At 51.8% G+C, this 16,530-nt stretch carries 18 protein-coding genes; 6 read left to right on the top strand and 12 right to left on the bottom strand.

Going from position 1 to position 16,530, the window contains the following annotated elements; genetic code table 11:
• Positions 1–197 precede the first annotated feature (197 nt).
• From CRP01_RS21745 to CRP01_RS21720, 6 genes are all read right to left on the bottom strand, one after another.
• The gene (locus CRP01_RS21745; protein ID WP_099152206.1) at positions 198–983 is read right to left on the bottom strand and encodes a carbonic anhydrase; all 786 of its coding nucleotides are present in this window, start codon (positions 981–983) and stop codon (positions 198–200) included.
• A 78-nt stretch (positions 984–1,061) separates the two neighbouring features.
• Positions 1,062–1,442 carry an SET domain-containing protein gene (locus tag CRP01_RS21740; protein WP_099152205.1) on the bottom strand — a complete coding sequence of 127 codons (381 nt, stop codon included), beginning with the start codon at positions 1,440–1,442 and terminating at the stop codon, positions 1,062–1,064.
• Positions 1,443–1,459: 17 nt separating this feature from the next.
• The gene (locus CRP01_RS21735) at positions 1,460–3,001 is read right to left on the bottom strand and encodes a M20/M25/M40 family metallo-hydrolase (RefSeq protein WP_222845790.1); all 1,542 of its coding nucleotides are present in this window, start codon (positions 2,999–3,001) and stop codon (positions 1,460–1,462) included.
• Positions 3,002–3,189: 188 nt separating this feature from the next.
• Positions 3,190–4,146, bottom strand: coding sequence for a transketolase family protein (locus CRP01_RS21730; protein ID WP_099152204.1), 957 nt, complete (start codon positions 4,144–4,146; stop codon positions 3,190–3,192).
• 85 nt (positions 4,147–4,231) lie between these two features.
• On the bottom strand, positions 4,232–5,077 hold the full coding sequence (locus CRP01_RS21725; RefSeq protein WP_099152203.1) for a transketolase: 846 nt from the start codon (positions 5,075–5,077) through the stop codon (positions 4,232–4,234).
• A 383-nt stretch (positions 5,078–5,460) separates the two neighbouring features.
• Entirely contained in the window at positions 5,461–5,733 is a 273-nt protein-coding gene (locus tag CRP01_RS21720) for an HU family DNA-binding protein (protein ID WP_099152202.1), read from the bottom strand.
• 242 nt (positions 5,734–5,975) lie between these two features.
• Between CRP01_RS21720 and CRP01_RS41910 the strand changes: the two genes are divergently transcribed.
• Positions 5,976–6,170 (top strand): hypothetical protein, encoded by a 195-nt coding sequence (locus tag CRP01_RS41910; protein WP_143473480.1) that lies wholly within the window; start codon positions 5,976–5,978, stop codon positions 6,168–6,170.
• Positions 6,171–6,230: 60 nt separating this feature from the next.
• On the opposite strand, the gene CRP01_RS43015 is transcribed toward CRP01_RS41910, so the two are convergent.
• The 3 genes from CRP01_RS43015 to CRP01_RS21705 form a co-directional block, all read right to left on the bottom strand.
• Positions 6,231–6,620, bottom strand: a complete 390-nt coding sequence (locus CRP01_RS43015; RefSeq protein ID WP_233752730.1) for a YqaE/Pmp3 family membrane protein — start codon at positions 6,618–6,620, stop codon at positions 6,231–6,233.
• A gap of 92 nt (positions 6,621–6,712) precedes the next feature.
• On the bottom strand, positions 6,713–7,162 hold the full coding sequence (locus CRP01_RS21710; RefSeq protein ID WP_143473479.1) for a BP74-related protein: 450 nt from the start codon (positions 7,160–7,162) through the stop codon (positions 6,713–6,715).
• Positions 7,163–7,402: 240 nt separating this feature from the next.
• Positions 7,403–8,539, bottom strand: a complete 1,137-nt coding sequence (locus CRP01_RS21705; protein WP_099152200.1) for an adenylate/guanylate cyclase domain-containing protein — start codon at positions 8,537–8,539, stop codon at positions 7,403–7,405.
• Between the two features lie 318 nt (positions 8,540–8,857).
• On the opposite strand from CRP01_RS21705, the gene CRP01_RS21700 reads away from it, so the two are divergent.
• The 5 genes from CRP01_RS21700 (at position 8,858) to rfbB (ending at position 13,192) form a co-directional block, all read left to right on the top strand.
• The gene (locus CRP01_RS21700; protein WP_099152199.1) at positions 8,858–9,226 is read left to right on the top strand and encodes a lipocalin-like domain-containing protein; all 369 of its coding nucleotides are present in this window, start codon (positions 8,858–8,860) and stop codon (positions 9,224–9,226) included.
• 222 nt (positions 9,227–9,448) lie between these two features.
• Positions 9,449–9,787, top strand: coding sequence for a PadR family transcriptional regulator (locus CRP01_RS21695; protein WP_099152221.1), 339 nt, complete (start codon positions 9,449–9,451; stop codon positions 9,785–9,787).
• Positions 9,784–10,587: a peptidoglycan DD-metalloendopeptidase family protein gene (locus CRP01_RS21690; protein WP_099152198.1), complete on the top strand. Its 804-nt coding sequence runs from the start codon at positions 9,784–9,786 to the stop codon at positions 10,585–10,587. Before CRP01_RS21695 ends, CRP01_RS21690 begins: the two co-directional genes overlap by 4 nt.
• Before the next feature lie 595 nt (positions 10,588–11,182).
• Positions 11,183–12,121 (top strand): UDP-glucuronic acid decarboxylase family protein, encoded by a 939-nt coding sequence (locus CRP01_RS21685; protein WP_099152197.1) that lies wholly within the window; start codon positions 11,183–11,185, stop codon positions 12,119–12,121.
• 3 nt (positions 12,122–12,124) lie between these two features.
• Positions 12,125–13,192 (top strand): dTDP-glucose 4,6-dehydratase, encoded by a 1,068-nt coding sequence (gene rfbB / locus CRP01_RS21680; RefSeq protein ID WP_099152196.1) that lies wholly within the window; start codon positions 12,125–12,127, stop codon positions 13,190–13,192.
• A gap of 204 nt (positions 13,193–13,396) precedes the next feature.
• On the opposite strand, the gene CRP01_RS21675 is transcribed toward rfbB, so the two are convergent.
• The 3 genes from CRP01_RS21675 to aroB form a co-directional block, all read right to left on the bottom strand.
• Entirely contained in the window at positions 13,397–14,479 is a 1,083-nt protein-coding gene (locus CRP01_RS21675) for a DUF3179 domain-containing protein (RefSeq protein ID WP_099152195.1), read from the bottom strand.
• 20 nt (positions 14,480–14,499) lie between these two features.
• Entirely contained in the window at positions 14,500–14,916 is a 417-nt protein-coding gene (locus CRP01_RS21670; protein WP_099152194.1) for a thiol-disulfide oxidoreductase DCC family protein, read from the bottom strand.
• A gap of 144 nt (positions 14,917–15,060) precedes the next feature.
• Positions 15,061–16,140: a 3-dehydroquinate synthase gene (gene aroB, locus CRP01_RS21665; protein ID WP_099152193.1), complete on the bottom strand. Its 1,080-nt coding sequence runs from the start codon at positions 16,138–16,140 to the stop codon at positions 15,061–15,063.
• Positions 16,141–16,530 lie beyond the last annotated feature (390 nt).

Genomic DNA, 16,530 nt, shown 5'->3' with positions numbered 1-16,530 from the left:
TAACAATTTCCAAGCGCTCGGCCTTAGTAAAGCGTTTTCGTAATTTTGCCATAATTCGATTTGTTGTTTAAAGATAGCAACTAACCGAATTCAACTGTCTATTATGATGAGGAATTCCAGGGGTGATCAGGATAGGATGAAATGAACAATAGATTCACCAAACACGCAAATGTGATGTTCCGATCTCCTTTGACCGATCAATACACCAACTCCACCCGGCCTTCCGTATTTTCCTGTACCGGCCGGTTGTTGTTGTGGTAGATCTTGCGGAATTTATCGATCTGCGTTTTTGACAAGCTGATCGGTGTACCCATGACGAACCACTCTACCCCTTCCGTACAGGGAGGAGTCGTCAGCGAACCGGAATAGTGGTAAATATTATGTTCTTCCGGTAGCAGGTGGACGATATCACAACTGGTCGCGGGGTGAGCGTGTTCTTCGGGATGCTCCGGTAGCGCTTCCCAGAGGGTGTTCAAAAATTCGTTGGGCGGGCCTTCCTTGATCAATATTCCCACGACGGCCAATTTACCGGTGCTGTCGGTGTGCACCATATGCATTTCCATTGGGTAAATGACCCCGTCGATACGGTGCTCACTGGGTTCGTGGAAATGGATCTGCCGCAGCTGGTAATCGTGCGCATTGGCCACCAGTACGTTTTCCTCTTCCAGGTTAGCCTGTACGGTATGTCCGTTATTGACAATATCAACCGGAGACGGGTGGTATTTAAAATCGAGTATGCTACCCGGATGAGCTTCGGCCCGATAGCTTTCAATATCGATCGGCGACTGGAAATGCCCCTCCGCGCACTGCAGATAGTCTTCCGTCAGTTCGCCCCAGTGAACGGGGGATACTTCACCTTCGTACCCCCAGTGGGTTGCTGCGGCTGCAGGTTCCGATCCGGAATCGCGTCTGGAACGGTTGTAGGAATGGATGAGGGTATACATCAGCAGGGAAAGCGTAAAAAAGATCAATAGTTTCTGCATGTTTGCCTGAATTTGCCAACAAAACTAGGCCGGCAATCGGGCAATGTCAGTGATCTGTTTCACACGGGCCGCAGTTAATTACCGGGGTTCAAACCAGATCTCTCCTTTTTCGTTTCCGCCCGCGATGTAATTGATCGTGATCTCCTCCCCCGCTTCGATAGCGCGGATGCAGTAAAAGCTGATACTTTGATCCGCGTAATCCATACCGTATTCGGCTACCGGGTGCTCGGCGTGGTTGTAGAGCGACCCGTAGCCCAGGGCAATAGCACACTGCCCGTCTTCCCAGAGAAAATAATAATCGTGGAGATAGGTTCGGTGGATCGCCGGCAGATCTTTGGCCGGCAGTACGATCACCGGACTGATCTCAATGATACTGCCTTCCTCCAGCGGCTCGGAGGTAAATACCCCACGGCCGCCCAAAGGACTCGGTGCAATGTATAAGGATGGAATATGCAACATGATGGCTCGGGCTTCAATTACGGAATGGGGGTACTCAGAATGGCCAGACAGGTTTTGATGCCCGTCACCAGATTCCCCAGTCGCAGGTTCTCATTGGGGCTGTGCTGGTTATTGTCCATATTCACCATGGGTACGATCACCGCCGGAACGCCCAGGCCTTCGATCATGGGCGTGACGGGCACAGTGCCGCCCATGGTACGGATGTTGACCGGGGCCTGCCCAAAGGCATCCTCCAGGGCCTGGCGCAGCCACTTCCCGGTGGGAGAATCGAGTTCCGTCCGGAAAGCCCGAACCGGTTTCCGGGAGACGAAAGCTGCGATCTTCGGATGCTCTTGGCGTTCGTCGTCGGTCGGGTCGCGATCGGTCAGATAGTAGCCCTGCGCTTCGATGTGCCGACGCAACAGCTTGAGTTGCCGCTCACCGTCCGTCTCCACCACCAGCCGAATGCCGATCTCGGCCACGGCGCGGTCCGGCACAATGGTCCGGGTCTGCTCGCCGGTCCAGCCCGAAGTCAGGCCGCGGATATTCAGCGAGGGGTACTGCAGCGATTCCTGATAATTGCGGCCGACCGCTTCCGGAACGGCCACGCCCAGTCGATCGTTGATCTCCCGGGCGTCATCGGGTACGGCGGCCATAATGGCGGCCGTTTCCGCGTCCCATTCCACACCCTCGTAAAAACCGTCGATCAGTACCCGACCCGCTTCGTCTTTCATCGTGGCCAGGAGCTGGGCCATGCGAAAGACCGGATTCGGCGCGTAATTCCCGAAATGCCCACTGTGTTGCGCCAGTCGGGGACCGTATACGGTCAGGGTAGCGCCGGTAATGCCCCGGCAACCGAAAGTCAGCGTTGGCCGGTTGCTGGGATGCGCTGGGCCGTCCATGATGATGAGATGATCGGCGGCGTAGCGCTCCCGATGCTGCTCCAGAGTAGACAACAGCCCGCTGGAACCCGACTCTTCTTCGCCGTCCATGATCACCTTCACGTTGAAGGCCGGTTTGCCACCGGTCTCCCGCAGAAAATCCACTGCCGAGAGGAACATCATGATGGGCCCTTTATCATCGGCGGCCGAGCGGCCGAAGATCCGCCAGTCGGGATCAATTGTTCCGGTCGTTTTTTCCCATTCGAGCATTTGCCATTTACCCGCTTCGTCCTGGTGCTTCAATACCGGTACGAAGGGAGAATCCTGATCCCACGCAGTAGGATCCACCGGCTGACCATCGTAATGAAAATAGAATAAGACCGTGGGCAGATCGGCGTCCACCGCGCTTTCGGCAAAAAGCACGGGAATGGTTTCCGTTGCGAGTATATCAAATTTGAATCCCCGCTTTTCGAAGGCATCTCGTAACCATTCGGCGTTCCGGTCCATATCCTCCGGCCGGGACGGCACATTCGGCAGGCTCACCAGCGCCCGGTGTTCGGTAATGATCTCCGGAAGTTTTTTGGCTATCCAGCGGTCCGCCTTGGCAGACTGGGCGATCAATTCTGATCCAAAAAAGAAAAAACTGCAAAACAGCGCCGTATAGCGAAGCACACGCATCGGAAATTCGTTTGAGTTCATAGAGCATATTTAGATTAACCGCCGATCCTGTCCAGGAGACTTATAACGTTTCCACAATCAAACATTCGTACATTAGAACTATTATAAAAAAGCGGTCTACAAGATACCAAAGATCCTGTAAACCGCTTTTCGTTTATACGGCACACCCCACCCCTGGGATGCTTCCATTTATCTAATGGCGGTAGTGTTTACTTCCGCTTCAGTACTTTCTTTACAGCTGCTACCACGTCATCGATGCCAAGGCCGTATTTAGGCAGCAATTCAGCCGGTTTTCCACTCTCTCCGAAAGAATCGTTTACCGCCACGTATTCCTGCGGTACCGGGTGGTTGCTGGTCAGCACCTGGGCGATCGCATCCCCCAGACCACCGTAACGGTTGTGTTCTTCGGCCGTGACCACGCAACCCGTTTTGGCCACGGAGGCCAGAACGGCGGCTTCGTCCAGCGGCTTTATGGTGTGAATATTGATCAGTTCACAGCTGATGCCTTCCTTTTCCAGGGCACGGGCCGCTTCGATCGTCTGCCAGACCATGTGGCCGGTAGAGAAGATACTGACATCGGTGCCTTCGCTCAGCATCAGGGCTTTACCGATCTCGAATTTCTGATCGGCCGGCGTGAAGTTGGGCCAGCTGGGGCGGCCAAAGCGCAGGTAGGCGGGACCAACGTGTTCCGCCAGGGCAATGGTAGCCGCTTTGGTCTGGTTGTAATCGCAGGGATTGATCACCGTGAATCCGGGCAGCATCCGCATCATTCCGATATCTTCCAGGATCTGGTGCGTGGCGCCGTCCTCTCCGAGGGTCAGACCGGCGTGGGAAGCGCAGATCTTCACGTTTTTCTCCGAATAGGCGATGGACTGACGGATCTGGTCGTACACCCGGCCGGTCGCAAAGTTGGCAAACGTACTGGGGAAAGGGATCTTCCCACCGGTAGCCAGGCCGGCGGCCATACCCATCATATTGGCTTCGCTAATTCCCGACTGGATGAACCGTTCGGGGTTTTCATCGATGAATTCCTGTATTTTAAGAGAAGCTACCAGGTCCGCACAAAGCGCTACGACATTCGGATTTACCTTGCCCAGTTCGTGCATACCCGCGCCGTATCCGTCGCGCGTAGCTTTTTTGCCGGTATCTACTAATTTATCGAGCATGTCTGATTGAATTTTTAGATTGAAGGTTTGAAGGATCGAAAGGCAGGGGCCGATGAATGGCCCGCTCTTTCCGGACACCTCCTGATTAATAGTCGCCCAGGGTTTCTTCCAACTGGGACAGGGCGTCGGCGGTCTGCTCCGCGTTCGGGGCTTTACCGTGCCACTTGTGGGTACCCTGCATGAAATCCACACCGTAACCCATTTCGGTATCCAGCATGATCATGATGGGTTTGCCCTTGCCGGTGTGCTTTTTGGCTTCTTCTATCGTTTTCACGATAGATTTCATGTCGTTGCCCTTCGGCAATTCGATCACGTGCCAGCCGAAGGCGGCCCACTTGGCGGAAAGATCGCCCAGTGACATGACTTCTTTGGTCGGACCATCAATCTGCTGACCGTTGCGGTCACAGGCAACAATGAGGTTGTCCACTTTTAGGTGAGCGGCCGCAAGGGCAGCTTCCCAGATCTGGCCTTCCTGCTGCTCTCCGTCACCGGTGAGGGCAAAAACCAGTTTGTCGTCACCGTTCAGTTTTTTGCTCAGTGCCATACCGATCGCAACGGACACCCCCTGCCCCAGCGAACCGGAAGCTACCCGGATGCCCGGCAGTCCTTCGTGCGTGGCCGGGTGCCCCTGCAGGCGGGAGTTGATCTGGCGGAAAGTAGCCAGTTCCTCGATGGGGAAGTACCCACTACGCGCCAGCACGCTGTACCAAAGCGGGGAGATATGACCGTTGGACAGAAAGAAAACATCCTCTCCTTCGGCTTCCATATTGAATTTCGGATCGTGATCCATTATTTCGAAATACAGGGCCACCAGATAATCGGTGCAACCGAGAGATCCTCCCGGGTGGCCACTTTCTGCGCTGGAAGTCTGACGGATAATGTCTCGGCGAACCTGAGAAGCAATCCGCTCTAGTTTTGCAATGTCAGCCATAAGCTAGTTTAATTTAAGTTGTGAACCCCGCAGCTAGAGTGGACGGTTGTTGTGGGCTTTAGGAACAGTTTCAGGAACCGGATCGGTTATTCTCCATGTGTGTAGCTGAGCCTGCAGCATGATTGCTTACCCGCAATGACCTTGATTCGCTCTACTGGCAAGTTTCGCAACCTGCGTTACTATTTTTCAAAGTTTTATATTCCCGCAAAACGGATTTACGGATGAAAGGTTTGGTTCGTTTCCGGTCGGAGCTTGCTTGTGCAGGCAGCAAATGTAATGAAAAAGGGTGATCCAAACCTCAGTTGGATCACCCTTTTTTACTTTAAGCGCCTCACCAAAAGTATTTGGCTCGGCACTCAATGGTATTGAAACGACGCTTCTGCTTAGTTGATAGCGTCAGACAGTTTCTTACCTGGTTTAAATTTGGCTACGTTCTTGGCAGCAATCTGAATAGTCTCACCGGTTTGTGGGTTACGACCAGTACGAGCATCGCGCTTAGATACGGAGAAGGTTCCAAAGCCTACTAGTGTTACAGAATCATCGCTTTTCAATGCACCTGTAATACCATCCAGGACAGCACCCAATGCATCTTCGGCTTGACCTTTAGTAATACCAGCATCTTCGGCAATTTTGTTGATCAAATCTCCCTTGTTCATTTCTGATGGTTTTGATTAAAAAATGTGCCGCAAATTTATACGGCTCCTATCGGATAAACAACATTTGGATTCAAAAAAAGTGCGCTAAACCCAGAAAAAATAGGGCTTTCCAAGTTTTAGGGGTATATTTATACCTAATTGCCTTCAGTTTTCGTTTGGGCTTTAGCCACAAATCCACTTATTCTATTATTTTAAGCCAATCTGCACTATTGCAACGCTTATTCAATTAATTCAGGCTGATCATGAAAAAGCTTTTTTTGCTCTTTAGTTTGTGTTTTCTTATGGCTACCGTAGTGACTTCTACGGGCTGTCAGCGGGGTACGGGGTGTCCGGCATCCGATGCCGCTTCGGTTCGCACCGACCGCAAAGGGAAACTTTCTACCAAGAGAGGCAGCTCCAATCTTTTCCCCAAACACATGAGAAGGAAAAACCGCTAAGCGAGATCCCTGAAAAAGGTGTGGCGACAAATGATCATCTGTCGCCACTTCATATCTATATTATTCCAGAATTACGATCAAAGCGTAGATCAGACCCGGCAGGTAGAACAGCAGGGTCAGCAACAGAGAGATCCAGAAGCGGCTCGTCAGACCTCCTTCGTAGATACCTACGGCCAGAGGTGGCAACAGAATAGCCAGGATCACCAGCAACAGGGTGTTGGTACTGGTTGCCCCTTCTTTCTTCCAATCCCGGATTGCTTGTTTCAGTTCTTTCTTTACAGCCTTGCGCTTCATCCGGCGCTCTTTGCGCGCCTCTTTTTTGGTCAGTTCCTTTTTCTCTACTGTGGTCGTAGTATTTTCCGGGTTGACCGGACGTACCACAGCCTCGGCTGCAGGCATGCCTACAAACAAAGTGCAGATCAGTAATAGTACAAAGGATAAGTTTTTCATACGGTAAGTATTAGTGTGACGAATAAAGAATTGCATGTTGAACTTCCGATCTGGAGACTTTGTTTGCTACGGTCCCTTTTTTGGACCTTTTTTTATTGCGGCTGGGAGATCTCCCGCGAAACGTAGGAACTCCAGGGGCAATAGCGGTCAATATCCAGATAGTCTTCCAGGTGATCCTCGACGTACTGGGGATTGCCGTCACAAAGCTCGATCGAGAGGTCTGCGAGATCCCAATCCTCCGGATTGAAATACCAGCTCCAACCCGTATTCAGATCACAGCCTTCGGGTTGTTCCAGGATCTGCCCGTTGATGTGCTGCACCCGTTCCGCTTCGGGCAGCGCGAGCTGCGCTTCCACGTGGGAAAGTACGGTCGAATCCCGCGTCCACGCAATAAAGGTATAATCGCTCCCCTGGTGGGCGAATTCAAAGAAACGGGCATCCGCCGGGATCTCCAGACTACAGTTGGGGTCATTCGATTCCTCTTTACAGGCACCGGCCGTAAGGAGCAAACCGATCAGGGTGAAGAAATAAAAGCTTTTCATGATGATGTTCATTTGGTTTATAATAAATAAAATGGTTGCGGTCGGAACGCGCTAAAAAGTAATTTGAGGATAAAACTACACGCTTCTGCGATGACCTCGATGCTCACTTGAGCAAACGTGCCTCTTTTTGATTGTTCGAATCCATATTATGAGTATGGCCTGTGCTCCGCTCCAGGGGATAAGACGGTGGCCGGAAAAATTGGGTTGGAGGAAAATGTGCTTTTTAAGGGCAATTTAACATTAGGTAGAAGCGATCGGCGGCCGGATGGGCACTTCTTCGGTCTCCTTGAGGAAGGTGTAGAGTTCCACTTTTTGCTTTTTGCCCCGGAGCTGGATCAACCCGACCCGATGGGGATGGTAATCGTGGGGCGGTAGCTGCAGAGTGTCCAGCAGGGTTTTGGACAGGAGGATATCCACATTATAGGCATTACAGAGGTTCTGAATGCGGGATGTCGTATTGAGCACATCACCGGAAAATACAATATCTTTCTTGATCACGCCGATCTCGCCAACGGTGATCATGCCGGCGTGCAGCCCCACCTTGAACTCCGGCACCAGCCCGTATTTTTCCTTGAGCTGTGGTGCGCGTTTCTGCAGCGCCTCCTGCATCTGGTAGAAGCAGCGGATACAGTTGGCGTGGTGCAATCCTCTTTCCATCGTCCAGGAGATGACGATCTCATCCCCGACGTACTGGTAGATCTCGCCCGAGGTATCGATGATGGGATTGGTGATGAGCCGGAAAAAATCGTTGAGCAGGTTGAAGAATCGAATATGCCCCAGTTTTTCGGCGATGAGCGTGGAGCTTCGGATATCGGCAAACATAAAGATGCGCTGCTCTTCCCGGGGGCGGTGATACCGTCCCAACAGCAACTTGGCCAGAATGCCCGGACCGTATTTATCGTTGACGTTAATAAAGATGATGGTGATAAAGGCAACGATTGTCCACAAGACCAGGTTCTTCAGGTACAGCCCACTCAGCCAGTCCCGGGTTGCTTCCAGCACCTGGGGCGCCAGTACACTTTCCTGATAACGCACACTGAGAAATATATCGTAGGCGATCGTCCGGAAGGCGAAACACAGTCCCGATATCACGATACTGTTGATGAGCAGTGACAAGCCAAAGGCCTGGGTCCGGAAGCGGTCGCGCAGGAAAAACAGCAGTACCACCCCGCAGACAATACCGCTGATGAAGGCCGACAGCATACTGACCAGCAGGTAGTGCCGGAATTCGTAAATATGCGTTTTGTCCAGATAGGCGCTGTCTCCCAGTACATGGGTATTCAACGCATCCAGCATGCCAACCAGGGTCCAGATAGCAGTTATCCAGGCAATTTGTCCGATCCGCCTTCGAGTGCGGCCTGATTCGATGAACGCCATAGCGTGATTTGTGATTTGCAAATATCGGGTATTCCTACGGCATCTTGGAGCTTATGTCCAGATAATACTGTTATCATTGGGTAGCGAAGCATAAGTCCGGTAGTAGAGGGTAACGAATTACCGGCTGGTTAAATAGAGGAGTAGCGGTTCTAAAATTTTGATTTACAATTAAAAACCGTTACTTTTAAATAGTCAATCAGACGAGCAACATTCCCTTCTAAACATCCTGATCTGAAGCCAAACCGATTGCTTCAGTATTCTCTCTCCACTAACGATTGAGCACAATATTCTTTCATTAATACCTAAATCCTAATTTGTATGAACAAGTTTAGTCTGCTAATTACCGCACTCATCTGTTTTATGACGGTATCCCTTTCGGCCCAGTCTATAGTCGGCAAATGGAAGTTCGAATTCCCAACCGATCAGGGTACCATGGTCATGGCCGCTGACATCAAAGCTGACGGCACCTATGCTCTCGACTTCGGGAATGACGGTTCGGTGGAAACCACCGGGAAATACACGCAGGACGGCAACACCATGACCATCCAGGATGATGGCGGCGATTGCACGGGCAAAGGCGTCTACCAGGTAAGTGTAGACGGTGATACCATGACGATGGTCCGCGTATCGGACGAATGCGCCAACCGCGGCGGTCCGGAAGGTAAAATGGTCACCACCCGCCTATAGCGGCCCGATCCAAAGTGGTAATTCCTTAACCGAAGGGCACGCAGCCCTAATCCAAACCCAACCCAGGTTCCGGCTACTTCCCAAGAGTACCCGGGACCTCCTCTCCCCTCTCTCCCCTGACACCTCTCACCTGACACCTCCCTCCTGACACCTCTCCCCCCCCCAAAACGTTAAAATTCCAAAAAAACTTCCATACCTCTGTTTTAGATGTATCTTTGCCTTATGTATTCACGCGAACTAGTCAAAGGCACATTACAGACGGTTATTCTTCGCCTCCTGCGCGAACGGGGCCGAATGTATGGTTATGAGATGACGCAACACGTCAAAGAGGTCAGTGACGGGAAATATCAACTGACTGAAGGTTCCCTCTACCCTACCCTGCACAAACTGGAGAAAGAAGGTTTGCTGGGTACCGAGAGGGAACTGGTCGGAGGCCGCACCCGCAAATATTACCGGCTGACCGAAAAGGGTAAAGTTGCCGCGGGAAGTCGGGTCGAGGAATTTCAGGATTTCCTCCAGACCATGCAACGTATACTGGACTTAAAACCGGACGTAAAATGAGTCATTTGGACAATGCACAACTGCTGGAACTAACGGCCTATTTAAAAAGGTCCTTACGCCGTTACGAACCCCTGCAGGAAGAACTACTGGATCACCTGGCCTGTTTGGTGGAAAAAAACATGGCCGCAGGTATGGATTTTTCCCAGGCTAAAGCTCAGGCACTGGAGTATTTTACCAAAGATGAAGTGAAAAAGACCGAGGGAAAAACCCTCTATTTTGTTCACACCAAACCAGTGATTATGAAAGTTTTTAGCTTTTTGGGAGTGGCCTTGCTCTTAGGTCTGGCCACCTTACCTTTTAACAGTACCGACCATTCGGAGCACCTTAAAAACTCGGTACACATCGAAAAGAGTCTGCCGCCCTTACCTCCGGCCCCGGCATTTTCCGAGATCGTACTGGAAGATCCTCCGAATGAGGCTCCATTGGCAGGGCAACACCAGATCACTTCCGCTTACGGTCAGCGGGTGCACCCCGTATTTAAAAAGAAAATGCTGCACAGGGGGGTCGACTTTAAAGCGCCGTTGGGAACGCCGATCGTAGCTACCGGAGACGGAACGATCGAATTTGCCGATGAGGAAAAAATGTACGGCATGAAGGTGATCATCCAACACGACGGAGAATACAAAAGTCTCTACGCGCACATGTCGGAGATCAAGGTGAAAGCCGGGCAACGGGTAACCCGAGGGACCGTGATCGGTCTGGTAGGTAGCTCTGGAGCCTCTACAGCTCCGCATCTGCATTACGAGATCATCAAGGAGGGGAAAGCGGTCAATCCGGCGGATTATTTGCCGAAATCCTAAAAATCAAGATCAAAGGCGGGTAAGTCAGTGAGCAAACACCTAGCGTTTGCCGGGGTGTGCTATACCCCGGACTTACCGCTAAATGCATTACTTCATCTTTATTGGGCGTCCCCACCGGGGGCGCTTTTTTGGTTCCGGTACTTCAGAAAGTCCCGGCCTGCAGGTGCAATATAATAAAGATGCCGCCAGCGGGACGGTTCTGCCCTGATTTTAACCAATTTGCGCTTAATCTTCCCTTAACCCACACCGCTATCTTATTCACATTATTTCTTCTATATTTGCCTCGCTTTGTACTCCCCTTCGGAGCCCTACCCTTTTCAGGACTTTAATTTATAACCATTAACGTAGTTTTTGGTCGGAATAAACAAACACTGGTGAAAACAAGCCCGGGGCGGAAAAAAAATGGAGTTCTTGCATTTCATGAATCAATACCTCGTGTTTTTCCGTTAAAAGCTTTGCAGTGATCGAACAATCGGGTAATTGAACAATTACACAATCGGGCAAACGCACACCATCACTATGGTTGCCGGCTCACCGCCAGTTTCACCGTATCATGCTGATTCAAATCTAACGTTAATCTAAAAACACTACTACTGTGCCAAGAGTACTCATTACCGGAGCGGCCGGTTTCCTAGGTTCCCACCTCTGTGATCGATTTATTAAAGAAGGATACCAGGTCGTCGGGATGGACAACCTGCTTACCGGGAATATCCAGAATATCGAACACCTTTTTCCCCATAAAGACTTTGAGTACTATCACCACGATGTATCGAAGTTCGTCCATGTATCCGGACCCTTGGATTATATTCTTCACTTTGCTTCGCCGGCGAGTCCGATCGACTACCTGAAGATGCCCATCCAAACGTTGAAAGTGGGTGCCCTGGGTACACACAATCTGCTGGGGCTGGCTATGTCCAAAGGAGCCCGTATCCTGGTGGCTTCGACCTCAGAGGTGTACGGTGATCCTTTAGTGCACCCGCAATCCGAAGACTATTGGGGCAATGTCAATCCGGTGGGGCCCCGGGGAGTATACGACGAAGCGAAACGTTTCCTGGAAGCGATCACTATGGCTTACCACACTTTCCACGGCCTGGAGACGCGGATCATCCGGATCTTCAATACTTACGGTCCGCGGATGCGCGTTAATGACGGACGGGTACTGCCGGCTTTCTTCTCCCAGGCGATCCGGGGCGAAGGACTGACCGTATTCGGCGACGGTTCCCAGACCCGTTCTTTCTGCTACGTTGACGATCTGGTAGAAGGTATTTACCGCCTGCTGCTCAGCGACCACGACCAACCGGTGAACATCGGCAATCCTTCCGAGATCACCATTCTGGATTTCGCCAAGGAAGTACTCAAACTCGTTGATAATCCCGAAGCGAAGATCATCTACAAGGATCTACCTATCGATGATCCCAAAGTGCGGCAGCCGGATATCACCAAAGCCAAGGAGATCCTGGGCTGGACGCCGAAAGTAGACCGCGAAGAGGGACTGCAGAGAACCTACGAATACTTCAAAAAAGTAGTCAAATAAAATATGAGCTCAAATTATAAAAGACATCTTCTGATTACCGGTGGGGCCGGATTCATCGGCTCCCATCTCGTGCAGTTGCTGGTAAAAAAGTATCCGGATTATCATATCGTTAATCTGGATAAACTCACCTACGCCGGCAACCTGGAAAACCTGAAAGGTATCGAAGACGCCCCCAACTATACTTTTGTCCGGGGCGATATCCAGGATGCGGATTTTTTGCAGAAGCTGTTTTCGGATTACCATATCGACGGTGTCATTCACCTGGCGGCGGAATCCCACGTGGACCGCTCCATTGAATCACCGATCGCCTTTATCGAGACCAATGTGGTGGGCACGGCCCAGTTGCTCAATGCCGCCCGGCAGGCCTGGGCCGGAGACTGGGACGGCAAGTTGTTCTACCACGTATCTACGGACGAGGTGTACGGCAGCCTGGGCGCTACCGGATTCTTCACCGAAACGACTGCCTACGATCCCCGCTCGCCCTATTCGGCTTCCAAAGCGGCTTCGGACCATCTGGTGCGCGCCTATCACCACACCTTCGGTCTGCCGGTAGTACTTTCGAACTGCTCCAACAACTACGGACCGTATCAGTTCCCGGAAAAACTGATCCCGCTGATGATCAACAACATCCGGCACAGCAAACCGCTACCGGTCTACGGAGACGGCAGCAACATCCGCGACTGGCTCTGGGTAGGTGACCACGTAGAAGCGATCGACCAGATCTTTCACGGCGGCCGCACCGGCGAGACCTATAATATCGGTGGTCACAACGAACGGAAAAACCTGGAACTGGTAGAAGGGCTCTGCGACGTGATGGACGACCTGCTGGACCAACCGGCCGGAACTTCCCGTAAACTGATCACCTTTGTAAAGGACCGCCCGGGACACGACCAGCGCTACGCCATCGACGCCAGCAAATTAAACGCCGAACTGGGCTGGGAGCCCACCGTTTCGGTGGAAGAAGGCCTGGCCAAAACCGCAGCCTGGTACCTGGAACAGACCGACTGGCTGGAACATGTAACCAGCGGCGCTTACCAGGAATATTACGAAAAACACTACGACGGGCGTTGAAGTGCGTGTTGCGGTGTTGCGGTGTTGCAGTGTTGTAGTGTTGTAGTGTTAAGGTGTTGGGGTTTGTCGATTAGGTACTCTGTAACAGAGATGAATTATGCTTTTGTTACAGAGTACTTATCTGAAGATCAGCCGGTGATTATCGAATAGCCCCTGGGTTAGACGCCCTTGCCCACTTCTATGTGTGTAGCACCCGCTACCAACTTACCGAAACTTCAGTCCCGGATAAAATGCCCCCCAGGCTACCCAGTAGCCGATAAAAGCGTCCACGTGCGGCAGCTTTGTGCCCTGCCGGGGGCCGGATACCGCTTCTCCAAAGATATTCCAACGATTGCCTTCCTGATCGGTCATGATCACCGGCAGGGCATCCTGTACCGGTGTAAAAGTCAGGTTTTTGCCATCGTCGAGTTTGCGGCCGAAAGCGACCAGCAGTTCCTTTTCCCGGCTACCGGCTACCACGATGTTTTTACCGGGCAGTCCGTCGTTGATCACGCCGATGCCCGTTTCCGGCAGGGTCTCAAACCGAAAAGCTTTCGCGGAGCCACCGCTCACCACGCCGAGCACTCTTTCCTTCCAGGGTAATCGGTTATCCTCAATGTCTACCGGGAAGATGAGGGTATTGTTGTTCGTCCGATAATTGCCGTAGGGATAGGTATTATAGTTTTGATTGTGGCCGGTAGCGCGGGACAAGACCTTCGTTTCGGGCCACAGCGTCTTCCAGGTTTTCCAGGTCGTTTCGATGAGCTGGTAGGTTTTGATCCTTTCGCCGATCTGTTCTCCGTTTACGCATCGCAGCAACATTTGGGACCAGTTGCTGTCCGTTTCCCGGTTGTAGGCGATCATATTGGAGTTGTAGAGCAGTCCGGAGATCACGAAGTCCGTCAGTTCCCCGTTCAGTTTCCGGTCCCAGGCAACCCCGGTTCCCGTCAACGGACAGTAGGTGATACAGATATGCTCTTCGCCGAGGCGGTCGTTGACGATCTCGTGCCAGTCGAGGATCAGGTGCGGGTAGGCCCGGATCTCACCGCCGAACTTCAGCCCCAGCACAATATCCTCATCGGCCAGATAAGTGGCTTCCTCGGCGCTGATAAAAAAGGGAGAAAATAAGGCAGGAATTCCGTCGCGGCCCGGGCCACCGTCCAGGATCTCATCCTCCGGGATCAGCCATTCGGGCGGATCGACCGGATCGGGTTCTTCCGGCGGAACGGGTACCGGCCCATCCTTCGCACACTGCACAAAAAGGCCCACAGCCATCAGTACCCCAACCAGCAAAATTCTCCCACTCATCAAAATTCGATACTTAAAGATTATAAAAACCGACGTTTCAGGTCCGGTGTCGGTACCATACAGGACGCTTTTTTCCCGAACCAGCGGTAGCGATTACGCGCCACCCAATTGTAGGTCGCATCGCGAAGAGATTTGGGCAGAATGACCAGACCGTACAGCAATGACCAAAGTCCGGGCAGGCGACGTACCACCTGCAGTGCAACGTCGGAATGGGTGTAGAATTTCCCCTGATCGTAGAGTACTACCGTATTCAGTTCCTCCGGAGGCAGACCGGCCCGTTCGGACAATTCCCGTCCGATCGCGGACTGCAGAGGAGCAAATCGAAAGATCGCATCCGGATCGCGTTGGATCACGAACTGGACGAAGGTATTACACAGATTGCAAACCCCGTCGAACAGCAAAATGGGATGGGTATGGTTCGGATCAGTCTTTTCCATTACTAATAGAACGGCGGGCCGGGAAATTGGTTGCCGGACGGATGATCCTATTCGGAGCGGCCGGCGGACAATCAACCGGATTTCCGGCAATCCATTGTCAGACGGATTGTTCTATAGTGTACGATTTCGTTCCCGGGAAAAGCGTCAGATGCGGTTACCGACGGCAACGATCTCATTGTAGTATTCCAGGCTCTCTACGATCTCCGCCGGGCTGGCGGTCCGGTTGACCTCCACGCTACCCGCCGCCGGCAGCAGGCTGAAATTGATGGCCTGGCTTTCGTTTTTCTTGTCGTTGGACATCAGGCGGAGCAATTCCGGGAAAGTAGCGGGATCAAGCGCTACCGGCTCGTAGATCCGGCGAATGAAATCGGTAATGGTTTCGAGGGCTTCCGCACTCAGATCCAGTTGCCGGTGGGAAAGATAGGTTTCGGCGATCATACCGACGGCAATAGCCTCGCCGTGCAGCAGCGGTGCATCGGTTTCCAAAGCGTGTCCTTCTACCGCGTGGCCGATGGTGTGACCGAAGTTCAGCGCCTTGCGCAGTCCTCTTTCGAACGGATCGATCTCTACGATCCGTTGTTTGATCCGCAGTGAAGGTACGATCAGTTTCGGCCAGTCGACTTTACCCAGATCGGATATTTGCCGCAGTTCTTCCCATTGTTCCCGGTCGGCGATCAGACTGTGTTTAATGATCTCCGCGAAACCGCTGCGCAGTTCCCGGGCGGACAACGTACGTAAAAAGCGCGGATCGATATAGACGGCCTGCGGGTTCCGGAATACCCCAATACTGTTTTTGACCTGCATAAAATCAATGCCCAGTTTGCCGCCGATCGAAGCGTCCACCTGGGACAGTAAGGTAGTGGGCATCTGCACGAAATCCATACCGCGTTTGAAAGTAGAAGCACAGAAACCGCCCATATCACCGATCACGCCTCCACCGAGGTCGATGGTAAGGCTGCGCCGGTCAGCGCGGGCTTCCATCATCGTCTGCCAGATCTGTTGGCAGGTCTCCAGATGCTTGTGGTCTTCGCCGGCAGGGATCTCGATCAGGCTGTGTTGATACGCACTTACTACGGGTTCCAGCAGTGGCCAACAGTGCATTTTCGTGTTCTGATCCACAATGATGAGTAGTCGGCTGTATACTTTTTCGGCCAGCCAATCCGATAATCGCTGATCAAAATCGCCAACGTATATATTATAATCCTGTAACGGTAAGGTCTCCATATTGCCAAATTTGACGGCGAAGGTAGCGTTTTTTGCAATAGAAGAACGCCTGCGGCAACTGTCATTTAAATGTTAAAATCAAGGGTTTTAACAAAATCAATGAACCTCAATTGCCATCTTTGTCGTCCTGGCAAAAAAGTGGCTGGTTAAAATTGAAATTTGGCTTCAAGAGTACGTGTGTTCAAAGAATATTAACACCTTTTTGATGATAGAACGTGAATTTGACAGCATTTTGATAGCACAATGATCTAAATTATGCTATTTAATTTTGTAAATCTGGGAACACGAACTACATTTGAGTTGGCCATTTGAACAATTAACTAGTTCCATTTTTGGGAAGCCCTTAAAACAGCAGCGAATCTAAGTTCAATTAGATTCTGATAACCCTTT

Source organism: Flavilitoribacter nigricans DSM 23189 = NBRC 102662, assembly GCF_002646595.1.
Lineage (GTDB): Bacteria > Bacteroidota > Bacteroidia > Chitinophagales > Saprospiraceae > Flavilitoribacter > Flavilitoribacter nigricans.
Note: the sequence above shows the minus strand (reverse complement) of the source record. Positions and strands in the feature narration are given on the sequence as shown.